18 protein-coding genes are annotated in these 24,452 nt (G+C 60.5%); 6 read left to right on the top strand and 12 right to left on the bottom strand.

Translation table 11 applies throughout. The features are described from left to right. Positions 1-51 precede the first annotated feature (51 nt). The 8 genes from mnmG to ACYVM5_RS09865 all read right to left on the bottom strand — a co-directional run bounded on the left by mnmG (position 52) and on the right by ACYVM5_RS09865 (position 9,400). The gene (mnmG, locus tag ACYVM5_RS09900) at positions 52-1,920 is read right to left on the bottom strand and encodes a tRNA uridine-5-carboxymethylaminomethyl modification enzyme MnmG/GidA (RefSeq protein WP_460617962.1); all 1,869 of its coding nucleotides are present in this window, start codon (positions 1,918-1,920) and stop codon (positions 52-54) included. Positions 1,921-2,086: 166 nt separating this feature from the next. Continuing rightward, on the bottom strand, positions 2,087-2,812 hold the full coding sequence (locus ACYVM5_RS09895) for a GNAT family N-acetyltransferase (RefSeq protein WP_460617961.1): 726 nt from the start codon (positions 2,810-2,812) through the stop codon (positions 2,087-2,089). A 109-nt stretch (positions 2,813-2,921) separates the two neighbouring features. Next, on the bottom strand, positions 2,922-3,419 hold the full coding sequence (gene ybeY, locus ACYVM5_RS09890; RefSeq protein ID WP_460617960.1) for an rRNA maturation RNAse YbeY: 498 nt from the start codon (positions 3,417-3,419) through the stop codon (positions 2,922-2,924). 16 nt (positions 3,420-3,435) lie between these two features. Continuing rightward, the gene (locus ACYVM5_RS09885) at positions 3,436-3,882 is read right to left on the bottom strand and encodes an ATP-binding protein (protein ID WP_460617959.1); all 447 of its coding nucleotides are present in this window, start codon (positions 3,880-3,882) and stop codon (positions 3,436-3,438) included. A 163-nt stretch (positions 3,883-4,045) separates the two neighbouring features. Further along, positions 4,046-7,582: a DUF4175 family protein gene (locus tag ACYVM5_RS09880; protein ID WP_460617958.1), complete on the bottom strand. Its 3,537-nt coding sequence runs from the start codon at positions 7,580-7,582 to the stop codon at positions 4,046-4,048. 127 nt (positions 7,583-7,709) lie between these two features. Continuing rightward, a complete protein-coding gene (locus tag ACYVM5_RS09875; protein WP_460617957.1) occupies positions 7,710-8,480 on the bottom strand; it encodes an exodeoxyribonuclease III in 771 nt (256 codons plus the stop codon). Between the two features lie 117 nt (positions 8,481-8,597). Further along, a complete protein-coding gene (locus ACYVM5_RS09870) occupies positions 8,598-8,990 on the bottom strand; it encodes a hypothetical protein (RefSeq protein ID WP_460617956.1) in 393 nt (130 codons plus the stop codon). Continuing rightward, entirely contained in the window at positions 8,987-9,400 is a 414-nt protein-coding gene (locus ACYVM5_RS09865; RefSeq protein WP_460617955.1) for a carboxymuconolactone decarboxylase family protein, read from the bottom strand. The genes ACYVM5_RS09870 and ACYVM5_RS09865 overlap by 4 nt, the downstream gene beginning before the upstream one ends. Before the next feature lie 184 nt (positions 9,401-9,584). Here ACYVM5_RS09865 and ACYVM5_RS09860 point away from each other — a divergent pair, with 184 nt between their 5' ends. Continuing rightward, entirely contained in the window at positions 9,585-10,286 is a 702-nt protein-coding gene (locus ACYVM5_RS09860; protein ID WP_460617954.1) for a ComF family protein, read from the top strand. 160 nt (positions 10,287-10,446) lie between these two features. On the opposite strand, the gene ACYVM5_RS09855 is transcribed toward ACYVM5_RS09860, so the two are convergent. The 3 genes from ACYVM5_RS09855 to ACYVM5_RS09845 form a co-directional block, all read right to left on the bottom strand. Continuing rightward, entirely contained in the window at positions 10,447-11,715 is a 1,269-nt protein-coding gene (locus ACYVM5_RS09855) for an SUMF1/EgtB/PvdO family nonheme iron enzyme (RefSeq protein WP_460617953.1), read from the bottom strand. A gap of 69 nt (positions 11,716-11,784) precedes the next feature. Continuing rightward, positions 11,785-12,837, bottom strand: a complete 1,053-nt coding sequence (locus tag ACYVM5_RS09850; protein WP_460617952.1) for a PorP/SprF family type IX secretion system membrane protein — start codon at positions 12,835-12,837, stop codon at positions 11,785-11,787. Between the two features lie 91 nt (positions 12,838-12,928). After that, positions 12,929-14,134 (bottom strand): OmpA family protein, encoded by a 1,206-nt coding sequence (locus tag ACYVM5_RS09845; RefSeq protein ID WP_460617951.1) that lies wholly within the window; start codon positions 14,132-14,134, stop codon positions 12,929-12,931. A gap of 438 nt (positions 14,135-14,572) precedes the next feature. On the opposite strand from ACYVM5_RS09845, the gene ACYVM5_RS09840 reads away from it, so the two are divergent. From ACYVM5_RS09840 to ACYVM5_RS09820, 5 genes are all read left to right on the top strand, one after another. Then, positions 14,573-17,605, top strand: coding sequence for an AsmA family protein (locus tag ACYVM5_RS09840; RefSeq protein ID WP_460617950.1), 3,033 nt, complete (start codon positions 14,573-14,575; stop codon positions 17,603-17,605). A gap of 106 nt (positions 17,606-17,711) precedes the next feature. Then, positions 17,712-18,557 (top strand): DUF4382 domain-containing protein, encoded by an 846-nt coding sequence (locus ACYVM5_RS09835; protein WP_460617949.1) that lies wholly within the window; start codon positions 17,712-17,714, stop codon positions 18,555-18,557. A gap of 312 nt (positions 18,558-18,869) precedes the next feature. After that, on the top strand, positions 18,870-19,883 hold the full coding sequence (locus ACYVM5_RS09830; RefSeq protein WP_460617948.1) for an ABC transporter transmembrane domain-containing protein: 1,014 nt from the start codon (positions 18,870-18,872) through the stop codon (positions 19,881-19,883). Then, positions 19,876-21,237 (top strand): HlyD family secretion protein, encoded by a 1,362-nt coding sequence (locus ACYVM5_RS09825; protein WP_460617947.1) that lies wholly within the window; start codon positions 19,876-19,878, stop codon positions 21,235-21,237. Before ACYVM5_RS09830 ends, ACYVM5_RS09825 begins: the two co-directional genes overlap by 8 nt. A gap of 198 nt (positions 21,238-21,435) precedes the next feature. Continuing rightward, on the top strand, positions 21,436-22,923 hold the full coding sequence (locus ACYVM5_RS09820) for a TolC family protein (protein ID WP_460617946.1): 1,488 nt from the start codon (positions 21,436-21,438) through the stop codon (positions 22,921-22,923). 60 nt (positions 22,924-22,983) lie between these two features. Here the strand turns inward: ACYVM5_RS09820 and ACYVM5_RS09815 are convergent, their stop codons facing one another. After that, positions 22,984-24,423 carry an outer membrane factor lipoprotein domain-containing protein gene (locus tag ACYVM5_RS09815; protein ID WP_460617945.1) on the bottom strand — a complete coding sequence of 480 codons (1,440 nt, stop codon included), beginning with the start codon at positions 24,421-24,423 and terminating at the stop codon, positions 22,984-22,986. Positions 24,424-24,452 lie beyond the last annotated feature (29 nt).

The following is a 24,452-nucleotide window of genomic DNA, read 5'->3' as shown; positions in this document are numbered from 1 at the left end:
GTCCACGAGAGCAATTGGGCCACTCGCGGACTACAAAGTCCGCGCTACTTCCTACCGCCCCAAATACACCATCAGCACCGATACATCGGCCGGCGAGATGCCGCTGATGCGCGAGGCCTGCCCAATGGTTTCGGGCTGAATCTTGAGCAGCTTTTCGCGGGCCTCGTGCGAGAGGGCGGGCATGGCGCGGTAGTCGAGCCGGCCCTGAATCACGAAGTTTTCCAGCTCCTGCATGCGCTCGGCCTGCTGCTGCTCCTTCTGCAGATAGGTTTCGTACTTGATGTTGATGATGGCCTGCTCCAACGCTTCAACATCAAATGCCGCCAGAGCCTCATCCAGCGCGGGCAGGGCGCGGCGCAGGTCGGCCAGCTCCACGTTGGGACGGCGCAATAAGTTTACGGCGCGGGTTTTTTCGTGGATTTCAGCCGAGCCCAACTCCACCATGAGCGGATTGATTTCGGCCGGTTCGATGGCGAATTTCTGGAATAGCGTGCCAATTTCGGCCGTCTGCGCTTCCTTCATCCGCACGCGCTCCAGGCGCTCATCAGAAGCAAGGCCCAACTCGTGGCCCAGCGGCGTGAGGCGCAAATCAGCGTTATCCTGGCGCAGTAGAATGCGGTGCTCGGCGCGGCTAGTGAACATGCGGTAGGGCTCATCCGTCCCTTTGTTCACCAAGTCGTCGATGAGCACGCCGATGTAAGCCTCGCTCCTTTTGAGTACGAACGGCGCCTTGCCGTGCACTTTGTTGTGCGCGTTGATGCCGGCCATCAGGCCCTGGCAGGCGGCCTCCTCATAGCCGGTGGTGCCATTAATCTGGCCCGCGAAATACAGCCCGGCAATCAGCTTGGTTTCGAGCGTGAGCGCCAGCTGGGTGGGCGGGAAAAAGTCGTACTCAATGGCGTAGCCGGGACGGAACATCTTGGCATTCTCGAAACCCGCGATTTCGCGCAGGGCACGGTACTGCACATCCTCCGGCAGCGAGCTGCTGAAGCCGTTGATGTAGCATTCCACGGTGCTCCAACCTTCGGGTTCCACAAAAATCTGGTGGCGGTCCTTATCGGCGAAGCGGTTGATTTTGTCCTCCACCGAGGGGCAGTAGCGCGGTCCCAGGCCCTTGATGCGGCCTTGGAACATGGGCGACTTCTCGAAGCCCTCGCGCAGGATGTCGTGCACCCGCTCGTTGGTGTAGGTGATGTAGCACGGCCGCTGCTGCGTCAGGCGCGGCGTGTCGAGGTAGGAGAACTTACTCGGCACCTCGTCGCCGCCCTGGGCTTCCATTTTGGAGTAGTCGAGGCTGCGGCCATCCACGCGGGGCGGGGTGCCTGTTTTCATGCGGCCGGCTTCAAAGCCCAACTCCACTAGCTGCTCCGTAATGCCGCGGCTACCTTTCTCGGCTGCCCGGCCGCCGCCAAAATTCTTCTCGCCGATGTGGATGAGGCCGTTCAGGAAGGTACCATTCGTCAGCACCACCGACTTGCCCCGAAACTCGATGCCGAGGGCTGTTTTCACGCCCACCACCGTGTCGTTTTCCACCACGATGCCGGTCACGGCTTCCTGCCAGAAATCCACGTTTGCTATGCCTTCCAGGGTCAGGCGCCAGGCTTCGGCGAAGCGCATGCGGTCGCTCTGCGCGCGCGGGCTCCACATGGCGGGGCCTTTCGAGCGGTTCAGCATTCGAAACTGAATCATGGTCTGGTCGGTGATGATGCCCGACTGGCCGCCTAGCGCGTCGATTTCGCGCACAATCTGGCCCTTGGCCACGCCGCCCATAGCGGGGTTGCACGACATCTGGGCGATGGTGTTCATGTTCATCGTCACCAGCAGCACTTTCGAGCCGAGGTTGGCGGCGGCGGCGGCGGCTTCGCAGCCGGCGTGGCCCGCGCCCACTACAATGACGTCGTATTCGGAAGTTTGAAACATAATCGTAGGAACACGCCAGGGTGCGCGGGAGGTGCCGCGCTGGCAAAACGGATAATAATAAATCGGGTAACGACGAACGCGCCGCGATGCGTTCCTACAAAATTACGCAATTCGGCCCCAGCCGCCAGTTTCACGTGAAACCGCTTGCCGCTTTCAGAATTTGAGGCTAAATGTTGCCCTGCAAATCTTCCGGCAGCCACTCCGCAAAAAGCTCGGCCGAATTAGCCTGCACCGCCTCCCAGGAAAACGGCAGCCACTGCCCGCTGATGCTGTCGAATACCTCCGTAGCAGCAGCGCAGGCAAAGAGCTTATAATCGAACTTGGGGTAATTGTGCACCAGGTAACCGGGGTAATAATAGTCGAGGCGCTGGCGGCGGGCGTAGTCGGTTTTCAGCAGCAGCAGGTACTTGCCGAGGCTGTGGCGGTGGTAAGTGGGGTCGTAAAAATTGAGGATGCCGGCCAGGGTGCGCTCGCCGTAATCGAGAATGCCAGCGGCGATAAGACGGCCCTCGTCGCGCAGCTCGATGATTTGGGTGTTAAAAACGTTGTGCGTGGACTCGCCGAGAAGCACAGCCGCAATGGTGGGCGCGGCATCAAAGGTGATGGCGGCGCGGTAGCGGGCATACAGTTCCTCGTACTCGTCGGTGAGGCAGAAGGTCCGGATACTGGCCTTGAAACGGGCATTGCGGCGCAGCAACCGGCGCTGCTCGGAGCCCCACTCCACGCGCGCCAAGTCGATGCGCAGCCAGTGCGCAGTATAGAGGCTGCCATCAAAGGGCACGAACTGGCAGGTGAACAGGTCCTGCTGCATCCGGTAGTAGCCTTGCGCGAGGTAAAAATCCAGGGCATCGCCCCGAATGATGGGGAAATCGGCAGAAGAAGAGGCGGCCATATCGCGGGGCGGGCAACGGTGGCGCGGCTGCTGGGGCCGGCCCGGTTCACAAATGCCAACGCCCGCATGAAGCGGGCGCTGGATAATTTTATGGAGGAAAAATGCCGGCTTAGAATTCGCGCATCGCCAGGCAATAATCTTCCTTGGCGCGCATGGCCGTCTGGCTCAGCAGGTCTTTGTCGTGGTAGCCGAGCAGGTGCAGCACGCCATGAATCATCACGCGGTGCAGCTCGTCGCGGAACGGGATGCCGAGGTCCTTGGCATTGTCGCGCACGCGCTCAACGCTGATGAAGATGTCGCCTTCGAGAATGTCGGCGTCGTCAGAGTTGTCGAAGGTGATGACGTCCGTCAGCGTGTCGTGGTCGAGGTACTCGACGTTGAGGCGGTGCAGGTAGTCGTCGGAGCAGAAAATGTACGTGAGCTGCACGATGCGGTGCTCGTGCACCTTGGCCACGCGCTCAATCCACCCCAACAGCTCTTCGGCGTCGGAAAGCTCAAAATCGGGCGCGTCTTCCACCATGAACTCGATGCCGGGGGCCTCGTGGTGCAGCTCGCCGGGAGGGAAGTTTTCGTGATGGGGCGGGCCCATCGGCGGGGTGCTGTTCATGCGGAATCAGGCAGCTTTAGGCGGCGAGGTGGTCGGCGGTGGTGGCTTCGTCGGCGGGCGTGGGGGCTAGCTGGAAGGTCAGCAGCAGGCAGCGGCCCTCCTTGCTGAACTCCACTTCATCGGCCAGGTGGCGGATGAGGAAAATGCCGCGACCACCCGGATTCTCCAGGTTTTCGGGCGCCGTGGGGTCGTCCAAGTTGTCGTAGTTAAAGCCCGTGCCTTCGTCCTCAATCTCAAACTTAAGCTGCTGGGGCTCCACGTAGAGCGACAGGTAGACGTTCTTGTCTTTGTCGAACTTGTTGCCGTGGCGAATGGCGTTATTCACCGCTTCGGTCACGGCCACCATGATATTGCCGTAGATATCGTCCTCAATCTGAAAGGTATCCTTCGAATTATCGATGAAGCTCTCAACGACGCGGATATTCTCAACGAGCGACGGAATCTGAATTTTTACCTGCTTCATAAGGTGGTTTGATGGGAAGGACGGCAGCGAGTTTGGGGCGGCAAAAATAGTCTTTTAACGGCAAAGCGCCGCAACAATTTCTGCTATCCTCAAATGCTTGGTTCTAACAGTACACTAATTGGTTAACGAAACGACGGCCCGCATGGATGGGAAGTCGTTCGGATTATTTTATTTTCTGGAAGTACTCGCCCACTTCGCGTTGGTAATACGGGGTCAGGTTCGGGGGTGTACTACGTAATAATTCGGTCTGGCGTTCCTTGCTAACCTTGTATTTGTCGAAGGCCGGCGGAAAGACCGGGGGTTTGTACTGAGCGGCTTGGGCTTCGCGCTTGGTGTCCTGGTCGCGTTCGCGGGCCGATTTCTCTACCTCCAGCAGGCGGGTGAGGATTTGCTGCTGGCGCATCATCGTTTCCTCGGTGAGGCGCTTGTTCACGAGGTCGGTTTCGGTCTGCTCCATCATTTTCTTGATGTCGCCGGTGCCGCCGCCGCCCTGGTCGCCTTTGCCATCCTTGCCGTTCTGGCTGCCTTCCTTGCCGTCTTTTCCGTCCTTGCTTTGCCCCTGGCCGGGCTGGCCGCCGCCCTGGCCCTGCGAGCCGCCGGGCTTGCCGCCCTGCTGCAATTTGTCGAGCTGCTGCATGGCCTGGCGTAGCATCTGCTGCTGGCCGGCCAGCTTGGCCAACTCCTGCGACATTTCGCGGCCCGATTTGCCCGACTTCGAGAGCTGCTGAATCTGCTCGTTGAGCTGCTGCTGCATCTTGCCCATGTTGCCGGGGCCGGGCTTGCTGCCCTGGCCCTGCCCTTTGCCCTTGCCTTTTTTCTTGCCGGGCTTACCCTGGCCGTCCTTGGGCTGGCCTTTGCCCGACTGCGCCTCCTGTTGCATCTGGTCGAGGGAGCTTTGCAGCATTAGGGCCAGGTTGTTCATGCTAGTCATGGCCTGCTGCTCGGTGGCCGTGGCCCGGCCGAGGTCGCGCTGCTGAATGTGGGTGAGCGACTCGTCCATTCGGCCGTTCATCTCGCCTACCTCGCGGGTTACGAAGCTCTGAATTTTGGGCTCTTTCTTGGCCAGCGCATAGAGCGAGTCCTGAATGATTTTGGCATCGTCGCGCAGCTTGCGCTGGGTCTGGCCCAGCTGCACGAAGCGCGGGTCGGACTGGTCTACTTTGCGGAAATCCTTCATCAGCTGCTCCTGGTCGAAGCTCAACGTCAGGAGGTTGTCCAGGATGTCGCGCAGGTCGTCGATGTTCTGCTGGGCTTGGTCGCTCTCCTCCTCGCTCATCTGGTCGCGCATTTTCTGCGCCATTTTCTTCATGCGGGAGGCGGCACTTTTCTGCTGGCCGGCGGCCTTTTTGTTCTGGTTTTTGCTCAGGCTCTGCTGGCTTTCCTGCATGTCCTGGTCGGTCTGCTCCTGGTCAGGCTTCTGCTCGTCCATGCCGTTCTGGTCGCCGAGCTCCTTGTCCATCTGCTTCAGGTCCTGCAGTTCCTTTTTCAGGTCTTCGAACTCCTTTTGGTTCTCAGCCTGCTCTTTTTTGAGCTCTTCCTGCTTGGCTTTCTGCTCTTGGTTCGACAACTTATTATCAGGGTTTTCCTTGTCGTTCTGGGCCGTTTTTTCGGCCAGCTTGTCTTCCTGCTTGGCCAGCTCATCGAGCTTGTTGGCAGTTTCCTCGGCCTTCTGCTCCAGCTGCATCTGCTTGAACATTTCGAGGGCGCGGTCGAGCTCCTTCTGCAAGGTGTCTTCCTTGTTCTCAAGCTGCTGCAGCAGCTTTTGCATCTCGGCGTCGGGCATTTTCTGCTCCTCCAGCAGCTTGCGCAGCTTCTCGTAGAGCTTCTTGGTTTCGGGGTCGAGTAGGTCAGCCATCAGCTTTTTCAGCTCCTCGGCCTTCTTAGCCAGCTCCTCGCTTTTGGGGCTGAGCTGGTCCTGCTTCTGCTGTAGCTGCTCGAACATCTTCTGCATCTGCTCCATCTGCTGGTTGAGCTGGTTTTTCTCGTCCAGCATGTTTTCCAGCTGCTTGCGGTCCTGGAAGCTCAGGTCACGCTTGGTCTTTAGCTTGTCCTGAGACTTCGCCAATTCGCGCTCCAGCTTCTCGCTCTGCTTGGCGGCCTGGCTCATCTGACTGGCCACCGATTGTGCCTGGGCATTCATCTCCTGCCGCAATTCGCGGCGGCTGGGCAGGCGGAATTCGGCCGGCCGCGTGCGGGTGGCTTTAGGGCCGTGCACGCCGTCGTTGTCCCAAGCCTCCACATAATATTCGAGGCGGTCGCCGGGCTGCATATTCAGCGCGCCCAGGTTCCAGGTGTAGGCGTAAGTGCCGGCGCTTTCGCGGGGCAGACCCAGCGGCGTAGCGCCCGCGCGGCTGGGAGCCGAACTCGGGCCCTGCCCGGCGCGGCGCAGCGCGTAGTGCAGCTCCAGCCGCGTCAGGCCGTAGTCGTCGCGCACGGTACCGCCCAGCGCCAGAAAACGCCGCGTCACCGTATCGGAGAATGCCTCCAGCGTGAGCGTGGGCGGCAAGTCGGGTACGGCGGTGAGCTGGTAGGAAATCGGGTCACGGTTGAGGCTGGCCGGATTTTTCAGACGCAGCAGGTAGGGCTGCGAGCGCATGATGCGCCGCTCGGCGGTGAAGGTGCCATCGTCGCCGGTAGCGGCCAACGTCTCATCAGGGTTTTGAAATACCAGCGCCAGCTCATCGGTGGCAGCCGTGGCGAACTCCCAGCGCACCGTGCTGCCCTCGGGCACCGTCAGGTTGCCGCCGTTCTCGATGGTTTCGGTCGCTTTACCGGTGTAGGGCGGATAGGTAATATAGACTTTAAAGTCACGCAGATTAGGCCGTTCTAGCACCGTGAGCTGGTATTCGGGCGAAGCAAACCCCGCTCCTTTCAACTGAAACGTGACGTCGCTCTGCGGCTGCTCAAACGTGTAGCGGAACTCGTCGCCATGCCCAGCCACCTTGCTCAAGCGCCGCTCGCCTTCGTTGAAAACAATGCTGACATCGGCCGGCAACGCCGCGCCCGCCACGCCCACGTCCAGCGTAAAATCCTCGCCCCGAAATGCCGTCAGCTTTGGGTTCTTAATCAAAAACTGAAACGGTGCCGGCGGCGAATACGCCCGCTTGTAGTGCCAGATGCGCTCGGTGCCCTGCACCAGAAAGCTAGGGTAAAACGCCAGCAACGCCAGCAGCACGGCCGCCGGAATGGCGGCGTACTTCCACAGCGGCTTGCTCTGCTGCTGAATATTGATGCCTTCGGCAAACGAATACTGGCCAAACTGCGCGGCGCGCTGCTCCAGACTGGCCGCAATCAGGGCATTGTCGCGGGCCTGGCCCTGTAGCTGCAGGGCGTTCAGCAGGCGGTCCTGCACTTCCGGGAAAATCTCGCCCACGCGGCGGGCGGCCTGCTCGTCGCTCAGCAGCCGGCGCAGGTTAGTAAGGGCCGCCAGCGGGGTCCAAATCCAGTGTGCAAAACTGTAAATCGTGAGGCCGATGAAGCCGAACAGCAGCCCGGCCCGCACCACCGTGGGCAGGTAGAGGAAGTATTCGAGCCCGTTGAAGGCCACAAAAAACGTGAGCAGCAGCCCGCCGGCCACCAGCAATCCACGCACCAGCAGGTTCAGGTAAAACTTGCGCTTGAAGGCCTCCAGTTCCGTTCGTACCCGCGCCAGGGCGGGGTACTCGGCCGCCGCAGCGCCGCGCTCCATCAGCATCGCCATAAATCAGGTCTTAGTCGGGAAAGATACATCAGGAGCAGGCTGCTTGGTTCGTTTGTAGCGTGGGCTCTGCGAGTCCGCGCATAGTAGAAAACGTCGTTCGCCCATGCGCGGACTCGCAGAGTCCACGCTACATCACCTCCACCCAGGCCGGGCAGTGGTCCGAATGCACCACATCAGGCAACAGACCCGCTCCGGTCAGGCGCGGTTGCAGCGCCGCGTCGGCCAGCCAGTGGTCGAGGCGCCAGCCCACGTTGCGGCCGCGTGACCCGGCCCGGTAGCTCCACCACGAGTAGTGCCCCGTGGCCTCACCGTGATGGTGGCGGAAAGTGTCTACCAGCCCATCGCCCAGAAAATCGGCAAACCACTGGCGCTCCTCGGGCGTGTAGCCGGGGCTGTTCTGGTTGGCTTTGGGGTTATGCAGGTCGATGGCCGTCTGGCAGCAGTTGAAATCGCCGCCGATGAGCAGCGGCGGGGTTTTCCCGTCGGCCCGCAGCTTGGCCACGTAGTCGCGGAAAAAATGCAGCCACTCAATCTTAAATGCCTGCCGCTCCGGCCCGCTCGTGCCCGAGGGCATGTAGGTGTTCAGCACCGACACATTTTCAAAATCCAGCCGCAGCACGCGGCCTTCGTCGTCGTAGCAACTTTGGCCGCAGCCGTGCACCACGGCTTTGGGCTCCACTTTCGAGAAAATGGCTACGCCGCTGTAGCCCGGTTTCCGGGCCGGGTGCAGGTAGGTGTGGTAGCCCAGCTTTTCGAAGCCCGACACGTCCATCGGTTCGCGGCTGGCTTTGATTTCCTGGAGGCACAGTACGTCGGGTGCGGCTTCGGCTACCCAGTTCAGCAGGCCCTTGCTCAGGGCCGAGCGCAGGCCGTTCACGTTGTAAGAAACGATTTTCATGGTGGTTTTTTTGTAAACTGGACTCTGCGAGTCCGGGCGCGAGTTGTAGCGGGCATTCGGTGCACGGGTCCTGATGCTCGCTTTGCTCACGCTCGGACTCACAGAGTCCAAGCTACTTTACAGTTCATCTCCTGGGTCCAGCGCGAAATACTCCAGCACGTGCCACTTCAGCATGCGCTCCTGCTCCTTCAGGTTGGCGAAGGGCACGGGGCGCAACAGTTTGTAGTGCGGCCAGCCGTCGGCGTCCACGTGTGTCTTCTCGTAGTGGCCGCTGAGGCTGAAGAGGCGGCAGGTGGCAATGTGCATCAGGTCCTGCTTTTCCTCCTTGGTGAAGGTGGTGAGGCCCTGGTTCAGCTCCTGAATACCGATGAGGAGCAGCAGCGCATTCAGGTCGGGGCGTTTGCCGAAACGCTCCTCCATCTCCACCATCAGGGTTTCCCAGCGGGCGTCGAAGTCGGCTTCGGCCTCGGGGTGTTCAGCCGGGGCGGCGTGGTTCAGGTCCTCGCTCATGCGTGGGGCTGGCCGTCGTGTTCGGCTTTGTGGGCGGCCAGGGCGGCACCATCGTGGGCCGTAGCGCCGGCTTCCGATTTCAGGATTTCCCAGTATTCCACCGCGCGGCGGAAGTGCGGAATCACGATGCTTCCGCCGATAATGTTGGCAATGGCAAATACCTCGTAAATCTCCTCGTCGGTCAGCTTTTCGTCGAAGCATTTGCCTACGTGGTACTTGATGCAATCATCGCAGCGCAGCACCATGGAGCAGGCCAAGCCCAGCATTTCCTTGGTTTTTACGTCGAGCGCGCCGGCCGCGTAGGTGTTGGTGTCGAGGTTGAAAAACCGCTTGATGACCTTGTTATCAGCCGCCATGATGGTGGCATTCATCCGCTGGCGGTACTCGTTGAATTCGGTTACTTGGGACATTTTCAGAGAAGGGGAAATGGGAAGCCTGTCATGCAGAGCGCAGCGAAGCATCTTTACTGAGGTACTAACTCAAGTCGTAACAACGAAGCGGTAAAGATGCTTCACTGCGCTCTGCATGACAGGCGAATTCCAGCTACATTGCTTCTCCAAAATTACTCCCAAACCCTTCCCCCACTCTACCGTCATGCTTCGCACCCTGTGGCAGGATTTCCTCGGCCTCATCTACCCCCGCCTGTGCCTGGCCTGCCGCGAGCCCCTCGTGACGGGCGAAAACCACCTCTGCACCGGCTGCCGGGCCGAATTGCCCTATACCGACTTCCACCGGCTGCCGCCTGACCAGAACCCGCTGGGCCGCCGTTTCTGGGGCAAGCTGCCCATCCGCCACGCCCTGAGCTACCTGCGGTTTGTGCGTCACGGCCGGGTGCAGCACCTGCTCCACGAACTCAAGTACCAGGGTCAGCGCGACGTGGGCACTGCTCTTGGCCAGCTCTACGGGGCCGAACTGCACGCGGCGGGCCTAGCTACCGATTTCGACCTTATCATCCCCGTGCCGCTGCATCCGCGCAAGCTGGCCAAGCGCGGCTATAACCAGGCTGCTGCCTTCGCCACCGGCCTCGCCGATGGCTTAAAAATCCCGGCTGCTAACACTGCCCTGCGCCGCACCACCAACACCAAAACCCAAACCAAAAAGAACCGCGCCCAGCGCTGGGAAAACGTAGCTACCGTCTTTGAAGTAGAAAACCCCGCGTCGATTATCGGTCGTCGCATCCTCGTTGTCGACGATGTGCTCACTACCGGCGCTACCCTCGAAGCCTGCGGCGCGGTGCTACTGGCGGCCGGCGCATCCGAGGTCAGCATCGCGGCCATTGCGTGTGCGGACCGCTAAGACCACGGATTCGCTCGGATTTTTCGGATTCCACGGATTTTGTAGTCGATTTCAGGCATGACTACAAATGAAAAAGGCTTGCCAACTGGCAAGCCTTTTTCATTATTCAAATCGACTACAAAATCCGTGGAATCCGAAAAATCCGAGCGAATCCGTGGTCTTACTTGTTCGAGCCAGCGTTAATCATTGCGCAACGGAAACCGATGGTTGCCGTGGCCGAATCCTCGGCCATGAAGCGGCGCGTACCGGGCGAGAGCCAGTAGGCCACATCGCGCCACGAACCGCCTTTGTACACGCGCACGTGGTCGTCAATCAGCGACTGGTAGCCTTTCTTGTCGTACTTCTCAGCGGGGTCACCCACACCGTTGCGACGGAAGGGGTTCAAGTCTTCCACGTCCTGGAACGACAGGGGGCGATACACGTCCTGCACCCACTCGTTTACGTTGCCGGCCATGTTGTAGAGGCCGTAGTCGTTGGGCGGGTAGGCGTACACCTGCTCCGTAATCATAGCACCATCGTTCAGGCTACCGGCGATGCCGGCGTAGTCACCACGGCCCCGCTTGAAGTTAGCCAAGAACTGGCCCTGCTTGCGGCCGTAGGCGTTGCGGGTCGATTTGCCATCCCAAGGGTAAATGCGCTTCTCCTCCTGGTTTTCGTTGCCTACTTCCTGCGTGCCTACAAGGGCCTGAGCCGCATACTCCCACTCAGCCTCAGTGGGGAGGCGGTAGTTGGGCAGCGTGTTGCCGTTTTCGATGGAAGTGCTGTTTTTGCCAGTAGCCAGAGCACCAGCGGCACCAGCCGTGCCCTCGGCACCGGCAGCAGCGCCTTTGTCTTTCTTTTTGCCAAACAGGCCGCCTTTGCCCGATTTGCTGTCGCCACCGGCGGCGAGGCGCTCATTCACCTTAGCAGTACGCCAGGTGCAATAGTCATCGGCCTGCAGCCAGCTCACGCCCACCACGGGGAAGAAGCGGAAACCGGGGTAACGCAGGTAGTAAGTCACATAGGGGTCGTTGAACGACAGGTCGCGCGCCCACACCGTGGTGTCGGGCAGGGCCGAGCGGTAAAACTCTTCGGCCGAGTCGGTGCGGATGAAGTGCAGGTATTCCAGCCAGTGAATGTTGGCCACCTCGGCTTCGTCCATGTAGAACGAGGCGATGGTTACCGTGCGCTCGATGTTGTCGTGCGTCATGGTCACGTCTTCCTCCTGCGAACCCAATACTGTGCGGCCACCTTCAATAAACACGAGGCCGGGGCCTTCGGGAATTTTCTTGAAGTTGGCTACTGCCATGCCCTTCTCGGTATTGTATTCGATACCCGTCGTAGAGGAATATTTACCAGGGTTCGAAGCCGTAGCCGGACCCTTTTTGCCACAGCTGGTGAGGGCTACTGCGCCCACCAAGACTAGGCGTAGATAATTATTTAATTTCATAACAAAGTTAAAACCAGTATGGGTGAGGAGGGGTTAGCTAGCGCAATTAGGACGCAATAATACAAAATATTAAAATACCGGGCAAGGGGATGCCGGATAAACGCGCCTTTTTAGGCGACGATGAGCATTTTCCAGTCGGTCAAATGCCCGTAGTGCCAGCGTAACCTCATGGGCACCGCCCAAATCGGCACTTAGGCGGCTCAGGCCCACGTCGTAGCTGTAGCCCAGGCGCAGGCCCCCGGCCTGAATGCCCGCCACCGCAGCGAGTACGTGTTGGGGGCTAACGCTGCCAGGTACCGAAATATTGCGATACACCGCGCCAAGCGTAACGGGCGAAGCCGTGAGGTACACCCCGGTTTCGATGCGCTGCGAACCGCCCTGGCGGGTATAGGCCGCCACTGGCGTGTAGCTGACTTCGCGGGTGGCAATGCCTGGTCCGGGTTTGATAACGAAGAACTTATAACCGCCGGAGACGCTGAGCGAAAGCGGGAGCTGGCTTTGCTGACGAAAGCCCAGGTCGGGCTGGTTGAGGTGCTGGCCGGCCAGGCTAAGCCAACCCTGCTCGGAGTACACCACCACGCCGGTGCCCACGCTGAAGTAGTTGACGGGCACAAAATCCAGGGCCTCGGCCGAGGGGCCGCCCACGCTGCCATCTTCCCGAATCTGGTCGCCGAACACAAAATTGTCATATCCTACGCGCTGCCGGCCGTAGCTGGTGCGTAGGCCGCCGCTCAGCGCTAGTTTTTCGGTGAGGCGGGTGTGGTAGGCGTAGAGGCCGCCGATTTCGAGACGGGTGTAGCCCACGGAGCCGGTGCGGTCCTGGTTGATGAGCAGGCCGAGGGCGTGGTGCTGGCCCGGCGTGTTGAGGCGCAGGTCGGCCCCGAGCTGGGTGCTGACGAATGAGCCCGCCAGGCTGGGAAACTGGTTGCGGTAGCTCAGCGTGACGCTGTAGTCATCGACCAGGCCCGTGAAAGCCGGGTTGGTGTGCAGCCGGGTGGCGAAGGGCTGGGAAAAAAAGACATCCTGAGCCCGTACGCCAACGGTGGTGCCCGCCGCCAGCAGCCCGGCCAGCGAGGCAGGGCGTATCAGCTTGCTAAACAACGAGGAGGAAGACACTGGCATACGGACCGGCATAACGCCAAGCCGACGCGAAATAGTGCGCCGGTCTGGCGAAGATACGGCCCGACCTACCGAAGCCGGGAGCGGCCAGGGCTCATTTTTGCAGCACTTTCACGCTCAGGCGGCGATTCTGAGCGCGGCCTTCCTCGGTGGCATTGGAGGCGATGGAGTAGTTGGGGCCGTAGCCGCGGGCGTCGAGGCGGCTGGGGCTCACGCCCATTTCGACCAAGCTGGCCCAGGCCGTGCGGGCGCGGGCTTCGCTCAACGCCTTGTTTACCTTGTAGGTACCGGTGTCGTCGGTGTAGCCACCGAGCTTGAGGCGGGCTTTGGGGTAGGCGCGTAGCAGCGTGGCGATGTTGCGCAACTGGCTGACGGACTCCGGCGTGAGCGTGGCCTTGCCGGCTTCAAAATAGACCCGGTCGAAATTATACCAGCCCTGGGTCAGGTCCACGGTGTCGACTTGCACCTGTGGGTCGCTCAGAAAGCGGAACAGGTAGCTCTCGGTCGAGTTGACTCCCACGTTCGTGATGGCGCCGCCGCTGGGCAGTTTTAGAGTGGTAGGCTGGCCGGTTTCGTAAAAATAGTTGCCGGTTTTAGCATCGAAGTGGCCCGGCACAATGGGGTCGGCCACGCGGGTGGCGGGGCGGTGGGCCGGGTAGCGGCTGTTGTTGTAGCGCGCATACCGTGATGCCCCTGCCGAAGCATTGGGAGGTGCCACGGGCGCCGCCGGAGGTGGGGCGACCGAAACCTCTGGAGCAGCAACCGGGGTGGCTGGCGTGCTTGCTACGTGCGCGGCCGTTGGCTTGCCATTGGCTACGGGGCGCGCGGTGTGCGCGGGAGTACTGAGGGCCGTCATCAGCACGGGGCCACCCACCACTGCTTCGTTGGCCAGAGCCAGCGTGGGGGAACTGGCGGGGCTGTTGCGGCTACTGCTGGCTTTGGCCGGCGCATCGCCAAGCTTGTTGAGCGTGACGGTAAAATTGGCGGTTTTGCCCGTTTCGAGAAAAACATTCTCCACCGTTTGCGGGCGGTAGCCGCCTTCGCCCACTCGTATCAGGTAGGGGCCGCCCACCATCAGATTAGCAACCGTGAAGCGGCCGGCCGCATCGGTAGCAGCCGCGTGGCGCACCCCGGACGGCAAGTGAATGACCGTGATGGCTGCCCCCGGCAACGGGGCCTGCGAATCGGATTGCACGCTGCCTACCAGGCTCATGACCGGGTTTTGGGCCTTCACGGGCTGGGCCGTTCCTACCAGCCAACCCAGCATAACCAGCGGAATAGCCGGTAAAAAATGCTTCATGCTTGTATTGCAGAAATGAATGGGCGAAGCCCAGAAAAGACATCTTTTTGATTTTTAAATGGATACTATATGTCTCGTTAGCTATTATATGCGTTTAGCCAACTTTTTTTCAGTGGCTTAAACAAATATTAATTGCCAGATAAAACCTACAACGTCCATGTCAGGCCAAAGATAGTGCAAAAAATCGTTTAGAATAATTAGATAATTATTTGTAATTAATCTAATCACCTAATTTGACTTTTCTAATAGTATTGTCTTGGTTGAAGCTAAATGCCACGCTTGGCTTGGCGGTGGTTTGGGCGGCACTGAGGCTAACTTCTGAGCTTATATTCGTTGTTACTGCTCGATTAAAATGGGTTGCCCGTCGATTTGGCCGCAAATTGTGGTACAGTCAGCGTTTTACCTTTGTTGAGATTAATCAATTTAAGAGGACTTGCTATGCGAAAGATTTTGTTGGGTTTGCTGGCCGTGGTTATCGTGCTGGTAGTGGCGGCGGTGGCGGCACCGTTTCTGTTTAAAGACAGGTTGCGTGCCTTGGCCGATAAGCAGATTGCCCAGCGCGTGCGAGCCAAGGTGCTCTATAATCCGGCCGATATCGACGTGAGTGTGTTTCACTCCTTCCCGGATTTGACGCTGGATATCAAAAACTTGCGGGTGATTGGGCTCGACTCATTCAGCCGCGACACGCTGGCCTACCTGCCCAGCCTGCGCGTGGGCCTGGATGTGATGACCGTGATTAAGGGCCAGGAAATCAAGATTAACAACGTGGAGTTGGAGCGGCCCGACCTGAGCCTGCGCCGCCTGAAAAGCGGCCTGGCCAACTGGGACGTGGTGATTTCGGATTCGGCCGCTGCGGCTAAGGGGCAGGATACCAGCCAAGTGCGTTTGGCCATCAAGGGCTGGAAGCTGACGGACGCGCATCTGCGCTACGAGGATTTGACCCTCCCCTTCCGCATGGAGGCGCGCGGCGTGAACCACACCGGCAGCGGCGATTTTGCCAGCAACGTGTTCGACATGAAGTCGCAGACCACGGCCGCCGACCTGGACATGACTTATAACAACGTGGCCTACGTGACGGATAAGAAGCTCGACGCCGACGTGACGCTGAACATGGACCTGAACAAGAACCTGTACACGTTCAAGGATAATAAATTCAAGCTCAATGATTTTCCGTTCAGCTTCGCCGGAGCTATTGGCCTGCCGAATGCGACGGACATCACCTACGACATCACGTTTAAGGCGCTGGAAACGGACTTCAAAACGCTTCTCAGTCTGGTGCCGGGCGCTTATACTGATAAGTTTAAGAACATCGAAACCAGCGGCAAGGTGGCGTTTGATGGCTTTGCGAAAGGCACCCAAACCGCCACGCAGTTGCCCGGCTACGGTGTGAACCTGACCGTGACCAACGGCCAGTTCAAATACCCCGAGCTGCCCCGGGCGGCCAAAAACATCAACCTGAAAATGCAGGTGAGCAACCCCACGGGCGTGACGAACGATGTGAAAGTCAACATCCCGCAGTTTCACCTCGACCTTGGCCCCGACCCGGTGGACGGCAACATTGCCATCGACGGGCTGAACCCGATGAAGGTGGACGGCCGCGTGAAAGCCAACGTGAACCTGGAGGAAGCCCTGAAGGTGTACCCGGTGAAGGATTTGGCTATGCGCGGGCAGTTTTTCGTGGACGGCACGGCGAAAGGGACTTACTCGAAAACGCAGATGCCGGTGGTGAATGCAGCCATTCGCCTGAGCAATGGCTTTGTGAAATCGGCCAAATTCCCGGCTCCGATTGAGAATATTAACCTGAGCGGTACGGTGGTAAATACTACGGGTCAGGTGAATGACACGCAGATTAACCTGCCGCAATTCCGAATGGTGCTGGAGGGCGAGCCGCTGGAAGGCCGCCTCACGGCCCACAACATCGACAAGCCGGTGTTCGACACCAACGTGCGCGGGACGGTGGACTTGACCAAAATCACGAAGATTTTCCCGTTGCAGGGCATGACCGTGACGGGCCGCGTGGCCGGCGACATTGCTGCCAAGGGCAACATGGCCGACGTGGAAGCCGGCCGCTACCAGAACGTGGTGGCCAGCGGCACCGTGAAGGCTACCAACGTGACTTACAAAAGCAAAGACCTGCCGCAGGGGGTACGCATCAACAGCGGCACGGCGACTTTCAACAACAACCAGATTGCGCTGCAGAACGTGAACGGTGTGGCTGGCAGCTCCGATTTTGCGGCATCGGGCACCATCAGCAACTACCTGGGGTATTTGTTCACGCCGGGGCAGTCGCTGAAGGGTAACCTGACCGTTAACTCGCGCAATTTCAACGTTAACGAGTGGATGGTGGACGAGGTATCGGCCAAGCCCACGGTGGCGGCTACGGGCGGTAAGGCCCCGGCCAAAGCGGAAGGCGTGCTGCAGATTCCGAAATACTTTGACCTTGTGCTGAACAGCCACGTTGACAACGTGACCTATGACAACCTGAAGCTGACCGACGCCAAGGGCGTGGTGACGGTGAACGACCAGACGGCCACGCTCAAAAACCTGACGTTTAATACGCTGGGCGGCAACTTTGGCACCACGGGCAGCTACAGCAGCAAGGATTTATCGCATCCCAAGTTCAACTTTGGGCTGAACATCAATAACCTGAGCTTCCAGAAAGCCTTCTCGGCTTTCAACACCATTAAGACGCTGGTGCCGCTGGCCAGTCAGGTGGAGGGCGTGTTTGGCACCAACTTCAATGTGAGCGGCGAGATGGGGCCGGATATGTTTCCGAACCTGGCCACGCTGAGCGGCAAGGGCATTTTTGATGTGGTGAAAGCGGCCATCAACCAATCGGAGGTGATGACCAAGATTGCCAGCCTGACCACCTTGCCCGAACTGAAAACGCTGGTGGTGGTGGATAAGAAAATTCAGGCCAACATTGTGAACGGCAATCTGGTCGTGCAGCCGTTTGACCTGACCATTGGCGATGTGAAGATGAACATCGGCGGCTCGAACAGCTTGGCTGGGGTGCTGTCCTACGTCACGGCCCTGAACGTGCCCACCGGCCGGCTGGGCACGGCCATGAGCAGCCAGCTCACCCGCCTCACGGGCGTGAGCAACATCCAGGGCACCGACCGCGTGACGCTGGGCCTGAACATCGGCGGCACGGTGAAGGCCCCGGTGGTGAAGCTCACCAGCGGCAGCATGAAGGACCAGGGCAAAGTGCTGGTGCAAAACGTGGCCAAGCAAAAAGCCCTCGACCTGCTGGGCGTGAAGCCCCGCGCCGTGAGCAAGGAAGACAGCGTGCGCCGCGCCGGCCAGACGGCCGAAGAAGCCGCTGCCCAGGCCGAGCTCGACAAAAAGCAGCAGCGCATTGACGCCGCCAACAAGGCCAAGGAGCAGCTGGCCAAGGGTTTCAACAGCCTCTTCAACAAGCCGAAACCCAAACCCAAGGCCGTGGAGCCGGCCGATACCACCAAGCCGTAAGCTGGGCGGAAAGCAACTTTGGCCGAATTGTTGGAGTAGAAGCCCCGACTATCTGATTGATAGTCGGGACTTTGTATTAATTCAATAATTGTCTAACGCCAACGCTATGATGTTCAAACGCCTGCTTCCCCTCGCTGCCATTGCCCTGCTGGGCGTGGCGGGCTGCTCCAAAAGCTCCGACGAAAACGCCAACACGTCCAAGCTCGAAGTGCGGCTGATGGATGCGCCCGGCGACTTCCGCAGCGTGCTGCTCGATGTGCGCCAAGTGGAAGTACACCTCAAGGAAGAGGGCGACCCGGATGGCTGGAAAACGTTGAATTTCAGTCCGCGCACCATCAACATGCTGGAGTACGTGAACGGGAATTCGGCCCTGCTGGTGAACGACGATTTTGCCCCCGGCGACCTCAAGGAAATCCGCCTCATCCTGGGACCGAACAGCTACGTGATTGGTCGCGACGGCCAGCAGTACGACCTGAAAACGCCCAGCGGCCAAACCTCCGGCGTGAAGCTGAAGCTGGAAAAAGCCACCCTGAAGCTGCGCGAAACCTACCAGCTGCTGCTTGATTTCGACGTAGCCAAGTCCATTGTGGAGCGCGGCAACTGGAAGCCGGGCAACGACAAAAAGGAGCGGTATCTGCTGAAGCCGGTTATTCGGGTGGTGGCGCAGGACCTGCGCGCGGGCCTGCACGGCACGGTGAGCCCGGCCGCGTCCCGTCCCCAGATTCTGGCCATCCGCACCTCGGGCCTGCTGGCGCCCGATACGGTGAGCACGGCCGCCGATGCCTCGGGCGAGTTCCGGATAAGCGGTTTGGCGGCGGGTTCCTACCGAGTGGAGTTCTTCCCGACGACTACGGCCCCAACCGGCCTGCCGGCCTATCAGAACAAGGTACTAACGGGCATCACCATCGTCAGCGACCAAGTGAAAGAGCTGGGTACCACCTCCCTGAACTAGACGGCTAGCGCCTCACTTAGTAAAAAGCCCCAACCTATTACGGTTGGGCTTTTTTGTTGCCGGTAAGCAGGCCCGCAGCAACTGCTGAACGGGAGCCATATGGCATGCTTCGACAGACGCAGCGCAGCCGTTCAATGCATAGTAAAAAGCTGCTCATTCTAAAAATTAAAAGCGGATTAACAGCTAGTTAAAAGCGGATTAATTCGAAAAAATGCTGCAACAAAGGGCGGGAAAAGGCCATTTATGTGCTGAAATAGGTCGCCCAGATGCTGGGCTGGCCGGATGCATTAACCCTTTTTTAACCCTGTTTAAATGGCTTCACACGCTGCTGCTTTGCCGCCGCCCGCGCCCTGGCAACGCCTCACGCGGATGCTCGACACCGAGCGCAATACCATTCGCCACATCATCTGGTACGCCGCCGTGGCGGGGGTGGTGAGCCTGTCGCTGCCGCTGGGCACGCAGGCCGTTTTCAACCTGGTTTCAACGGGGGCCGTGTTCGGCTCTACCTACCTGCTCATTGCCGTGGTGGTGGGCGGGGTGCTGCTGGGCAGCGTCCTGCTCATTGGGCAGCTCACGCTGGTGGAGGCCATTGAGCAGCGTATTTTCGCCAAGGCCGCCATCGAGTTTGCCTACCGCCTGCCGCGCATCAAGCCCGAGGCGCTGGAAGGCCAGAACCCGCAGGAGCTGGTGAACCGCTTCTTCGATGTGCTCACGGTGCAGAAAGGCCTCACCAAGCTGCTGATTGACTTGATGTTTGCGGGAATGCAAATCATCTTCGGGGCGCTGGTGCTGGCGTTTTATCATCCCATTTTCATTGCCCTTGGGCTGTTCACCATCCTGGCCCTGGTGCTCATCTTCGTGCTGAACTACCGCCGGGCGCTGCGCACCAGCATCGACGAGTCGGCCTACAAGTACGAGCTGGTGGACTGGCTGGAGCAGGTGGCCGACCGCCTGCCCGAAGTGCGCGGCAGCGAGGCCCGGAAAGACGAGGCCCTGACCCGCACCGACGAGCTAACCGCCGCCTACCTGAACGCCCGCAACGGCCACTTTCGGGTACTGAAAAGCTACTACAGCTACGCTACGGCCCTGCGCACGCTGCTCACGGCCAGCCTGTTGATTGCGGGTACGCTGTTCGTGGTGTCGCGCCAGATGACGTTGGGCCAGTTCGTGGCCGCGGAGGTGCTCATCGTGCAAATCAGCGGTTCGATTGAGAAGCTGATGACCGGCGTGAGCACCATTTTCGACGTGCTGACGGGCGTGGAGAAAATGGCCGCCGTCACCGATTTACCCCTCGTCACTCACCACACCGCCCCCACTCATGCTTAACCTCTCGAACCAACACGTGGCCGAGGAGGTGTGGCAGAAAGTGCCTCGCCTCTCGCGGCCCCAACTCCTGCGCATCCAGGCCAGCCGGCGGCTGAGCCGCATCCTGCTGGTGGTGGGCGTGCTGTTTTTGATTGCGCTGTTTTTGCCCTGGCGACAGACGATTTCCGGCACCGGCAGCCTCACCGCCCTCACCCCGCAGGACCGGCCCCAGACCGTGCAGAACCAGATTGCGGGCCGCATCGAGCACTGGAACGTGCGCGAGGGCCAGCTCGTGCGCAAGGGCGACACGCTGCTGACCATTTCCGAAATCAAGGACGAATACTTCGACCCCAACCTGCCCGAGCGCCTGAGCGAGCAACTGGCCGCCAAACGCGCCAACGTAGATGCCTACGGGGCCAAAATCGAAGCCACCGACCACCAGATAGCCGCCCTCGGCACCACGCTGCAAGTGCAGCTCGAAGCCGCGCGCAACAAAGTAGAGCAGGCCGCCAACTACCTCAACATTGACCGCGCCGACCAGGTGGCCGTCACCAACTTCTACGAAACGACCCGCGCCCGGCTGGCGCGCTACGAGGAAGGCTACAAAAACGGCCTGTTCTCGCTCACCGACATCGAAACCCGCCGCCTCAAGCTACAGGAAGACCTGGCCAAGGTAACCTCGGCCCGCAACAAAGTAGCCAGCAGCGAGCAGGCGCTGGCCAACGCCCGCATCGAACTGAGCAACCTGCGCGCCAAGTACGCCCAGGACTTGGCAAAGGCACAATCGGACCGCAGCACGGCGGTATCGAGCCGTGCCAGCTCGCAGGGGGAAGTGGCCGCCACGCGCAACAAAATCAGCAACGTGGCAGTGCGGCGCGGCCTCTACGTGGTGCGCGCGCCCCAAACGGGCTACGTGGTGCGGGCCCTCAAGGCCGGCATCGGCGAAACCATCAAAGAAGGCGAATCCATTGCCATGCTGCAACCCGAATCGCCGTTGCTGGCGGCCGAAATCTACGTGCGGGCCATGGACGTGCCGCTCATTCAGCGCGGGCGGCAGGTGCGGCTGCAATTTGATGGCTGGCCGGCCATTCAGTTTTCGGGCTGGCCCTCGGCGGCTGTGGGCACGTTCGGCGGCTTCGTGTCGGTGATTGACGTGGTGAGCAGCGGCGGTGGCAAGTACCGCCTGCTGGTGCGCCCCGCGCAGCCGCAGGCCGGCGACCAGCCCTGGCCCCGGCAGCTCCGCCTGGGCTCGGGCGTGCAGGGCTGGGTCATTCTGGATTCGGTGCCGGTGTGGTACGAAATCTGGCGGCAGCTCAACGGTTTCCCACCCACCCTTGCCGCCGAGCCTGAAGAAGCACCGGTGAAGGGAAAGTAAGAACGACGTAGGGGCGGGGTCGTACCCGGTAGGGCTTGTCCCCGCCCATCGTTGCACAACGCCCCGAACGGCGCGCACGGTGGGCGGGGGCCCCGCCCCTACGTCGTTCCGTCAATACAACTTCTATCAAGCAAGATGTTATCCATCCTATTCAACAAGTTTTTTCAATCCCAATGCCGTAGCCGCTGGCTGCTGCTCTTGCTGCTACTTGCTGCCTTCGCACACCCGGCCCTGGCCCAGGACCACCACCTGCCCACCCGCCGCTCCGGCCTCGAAAAAGCCCCGCTCCAAACCACGCAGTTGGGCATTGTGAAGCCCGGTGATACGGCCAGGATATTCTCGCTGCAAAACCTGGCCGATATACTATTTGCCAATCACCCAATTGTGAAGCAGGCCGACCTGCTCAGCGACGAGGCCCGCAGCCAGGTGCTGCAGGCCCGCGGCGGTTTCGACCCCAAAATCGGCTCCGATTTTTACCGCAAGCAGTTCGGCGGCACCGACTATTACAACAACTGGGGCAACGAGCTGAAAGTCCCCATCTGGCTGGGCGGCATCGATTTGAAAGCCGTTTATGACCGCAACGTGGGCACCTATGTGAACCCGGAAAGCCGCACGCCGGTTGGCGGGCTGGCGGGCGTGGGCCTGTCGGTACCCATAGGCGCGGGGCTGCTGATTGACGCCCGCCGCAGCACCCTGCGCCAGGCCAAAGTCATGCAAAGCGCCGCCGAGGCCGACCGCGTGAAGCAGATAAACGAAGTGTGGCTGCAAGCCGTGAAGGACTACTGGACCTGGTACTATTCGGTGCAGCAGGCGGCCCTCATTCAGGAAGGCGTGGCGCTGGCCGACCGCCGCTTCCAGGGCACTGCCCGCCGCGCCCAGATTGGGGACCAGGCCCCTATCGACTCGGTAGAGGCGCAAATCACGGTGCAGGACCGCCAGGTGCAGGCCGCGCAATTGGACGTGGACCTGCTCAACGCCCGCCTTGTGCTCTCCAACCACCTCTGGACCAAGGATGGCCAGCCCGCCGAGCTGCCCGTCTACGCCGTGCCCCAATCGCCGGCGCTCGATACCGTCAGCCGCGCGGAGCTGCAGCGCCTCACCGATTTTGCCGCCGCTCAGCACCCCACGCTGCGCAAGCTGGAAGCCAAAATCAGCCAGCTCGGCATTGAGGAACGGTACCGCCGCGAGATGCTCAAACCCAAGCTCAACGTGAGCGGCGTGCTCCTCAGCCAGGGCGATTTTTACCGCTCGGAAGTGCCCTCATACTACAATTTTGGGATGGATAACTATAAGGTGGGCGTCGATTTTTCCTTTCCGCTGTTCCTGCGGGCCGAGCGCGGCAAGCTGCAATACACCCGCATTCAGGTAAAAGAAACCACCCTGGAACGCCAGCAAAGCCAGCGCACGATTGTGACGCGGGTGAACTCCGTGTACAACACCCTGCGCGCCTACGAGCGCCAGCTCGCCCTGCAAGCCCAAACTATTGCCAACCAGCGACTTTTGCTTCAGGCCGAGCTGCAAAAGTTCGAGTTGGGCGAAAGCACCATCTTTCTCATCAATGCCCGCGAAACCAAGCTCATCGACCTGCGCATCAAGCAGGAAAGCCTACGCGCCAGCTACGAGAAGTCGCGGGCCGAACTCTACTACTACGCCGGCACCCGCTCGGTGGATGGGGTGCAGAAATAGGGGTGTTTTAATCGCAGACCGTCACGCCGAGCCAAGGCATGACGGGCTAAATGGCTCGTATTACTGCCAGCCGCCCCCTAACGCACGGTACAGGTTCACGCTCTGCAGCAGCAGTGCCTGGCGCGACTCCGCGAGGCTCAATTCGGCTTCGAGCACGCTGCGCTGGGCGGTGATAACTTCCAGATAAGACGCGTAGCCGGCCACGAACAGGTCGTTGGAGGTGGCGACGGCGCTGGTGAGCTGCTCAACTTCGCGAGCACGCAGGTTAGCTACCGACTGGAAGTTTTCGAGCCCTTGCAGGCCCACCACCACTTCGCGGAAGCCAGTTTGCAGCGCCTGCTGGTAGCGGTAGTAGCCCTCGTAGTTGTTGGCCACGGCCTCGCGGAAATCGGCCCGGTACTGGGCGCGGTTGAGGATGGGGCCGGTGAGGCCCGCTACAGCCCCGTACACGATAGAGCTAGGATTGAGTAGCAGGTCGGCGCGGAAAGCGTTGAGACCCACGTAGGGCGTGAGGGTGAGACTGGGCAGAAAGGCAGCGCGGGCGGCATCCACCTCGGCACGGCCGGCTTGCAGCTGCAACTCGGCCTGGCGCACGTCGGGGCGGCGGAGCAGGGCGGTGGCGGGCAGGCCGGCCGAGAGCTTGGTGGGCAGGCCCGACTGGTTGGGCAGCGCCGGCCCGCGCCGGATGGGCTGCGGGTAGCGCCCCAGCAGCTGGTTGAGCTGGGTTTCGGTTTCGGTGATGCGCTGGCGGGTTTCGTAGGCCAGGCTCTCAGTGCGCAGGGCCTGGGCGGCAAACTGCTGCACGGCCAGCTGCGTCACGCGCCCAGCCTCTTTCTGCACCTTGATAAGGCGCAGGCCCTCCTGCTGGAAGCGAGTGTTGCGTTGCAGAATAGCTAGTTGATTATCCAGCGTCAGCAGCTCGTAGTACGCGCGGGCCACGTCGGCCACCAGGTTGGTCACCACCAGGTTGCGGCCCTGCTCCGAGGCCAGCACGCGCAGGTAGGCGGCCTTGCGGCGGCTCCGTAGCTTGCCCCAGAGGTCGATTTCCCAGGAGCTGCGCAGGCCCACGAACAGGTCGGGTGTGAGGTTGGTGGGCACGCGCTGGTTGTCGACAATATTCTGCGAGAGGTTGGTGTCGTAGTTGCCCACGCCCGTCATGGTGTACTTGCCGTAGCGGTCCAGCGCGCCCGTACCCGTGGCCGAAACCGTGGGAAACAGCGCCCCGCGCCGGGCCAGGTACTGCGCCTGAAACACCTCCACGCGCTGCACGGCCACCTTCAAATCCAGGTTTTGCTGCAAGGCCGTATCGATAAGACCGGCTAGCGCGGGGTCCTGAAAAAACTGCCGCCACGGCGTGCTGCCCACGCTGATGGTATCGGTGGCGGACCTGGTTTGGTTGAATGCTTTGGGTGTGGTGGGGCTGGCGGCCGGGCCGTTGGGAGCGGCTACGCGGCAGCCGGCGGCTAGGAGTAAGACAAGTGCAGCGGTTAGAAAGCGCATGAGATAGGTCGTTCTGGCGGTTCGCATTA

It is taken from the genome of Hymenobacter ruber (assembly GCF_054783255.1).
Note: the sequence above shows the minus strand (reverse complement) of the source record. Positions and strands in the feature narration are given on the sequence as shown.

Excerpts from the sequence above, each read along its gene's own strand:
- mnmG (WP_460617962.1), bottom strand. The coding sequence starts at position 1,920 with ATGTTTCAAACTTCCGAATACGACGTCATTGTAGTGGGCGCGGGCCAC.
- ACYVM5_RS09895 (WP_460617961.1), bottom strand. The coding sequence starts at position 2,812 with ATGGCCGCCTCTTCTTCTGCCGATTTCCCCATCATTCGGGGCGATGCC.
- ybeY (WP_460617960.1), bottom strand. The coding sequence starts at position 3,419 with ATGAACAGCACCCCGCCGATGGGCCCGCCCCATCACGAAAACTTCCCT.
- ACYVM5_RS09885 (WP_460617959.1), bottom strand. The coding sequence starts at position 3,882 with ATGAAGCAGGTAAAAATTCAGATTCCGTCGCTCGTTGAGAATATCCGC.
- ACYVM5_RS09880 (WP_460617958.1), bottom strand. The coding sequence starts at position 7,582 with ATGGCGATGCTGATGGAGCGCGGCGCTGCGGCGGCCGAGTACCCCGCC.
- ACYVM5_RS09875 (WP_460617957.1), bottom strand. The coding sequence starts at position 8,480 with ATGAAAATCGTTTCTTACAACGTGAACGGCCTGCGCTCGGCCCTGAGC.
- ACYVM5_RS09870 (WP_460617956.1), bottom strand. The coding sequence starts at position 8,990 with ATGAGCGAGGACCTGAACCACGCCGCCCCGGCTGAACACCCCGAGGCC.
- ACYVM5_RS09865 (WP_460617955.1), bottom strand. The coding sequence starts at position 9,400 with ATGTCCCAAGTAACCGAATTCAACGAGTACCGCCAGCGGATGAATGCC.
- ACYVM5_RS09860 (WP_460617954.1), top strand. The coding sequence starts at position 9,585 with ATGCTTCGCACCCTGTGGCAGGATTTCCTCGGCCTCATCTACCCCCGC.
- ACYVM5_RS09855 (WP_460617953.1), bottom strand. The coding sequence starts at position 11,715 with ATGAAATTAAATAATTATCTACGCCTAGTCTTGGTGGGCGCAGTAGCC.
- ACYVM5_RS09850 (WP_460617952.1), bottom strand. The coding sequence starts at position 12,837 with ATGCCAGTGTCTTCCTCCTCGTTGTTTAGCAAGCTGATACGCCCTGCC.
- ACYVM5_RS09845 (WP_460617951.1), bottom strand. The coding sequence starts at position 14,134 with ATGAAGCATTTTTTACCGGCTATTCCGCTGGTTATGCTGGGTTGGCTG.
- ACYVM5_RS09840 (WP_460617950.1), top strand. The coding sequence starts at position 14,573 with ATGCGAAAGATTTTGTTGGGTTTGCTGGCCGTGGTTATCGTGCTGGTA.
- ACYVM5_RS09835 (WP_460617949.1), top strand. The coding sequence starts at position 17,712 with ATGATGTTCAAACGCCTGCTTCCCCTCGCTGCCATTGCCCTGCTGGGC.
- ACYVM5_RS09830 (WP_460617948.1), top strand. The coding sequence starts at position 18,870 with ATGGCTTCACACGCTGCTGCTTTGCCGCCGCCCGCGCCCTGGCAACGC.
- ACYVM5_RS09825 (WP_460617947.1), top strand. The coding sequence starts at position 19,876 with ATGCTTAACCTCTCGAACCAACACGTGGCCGAGGAGGTGTGGCAGAAA.
- ACYVM5_RS09815 (WP_460617945.1), bottom strand. The coding sequence starts at position 24,423 with ATGCGCTTTCTAACCGCTGCACTTGTCTTACTCCTAGCCGCCGGCTGC.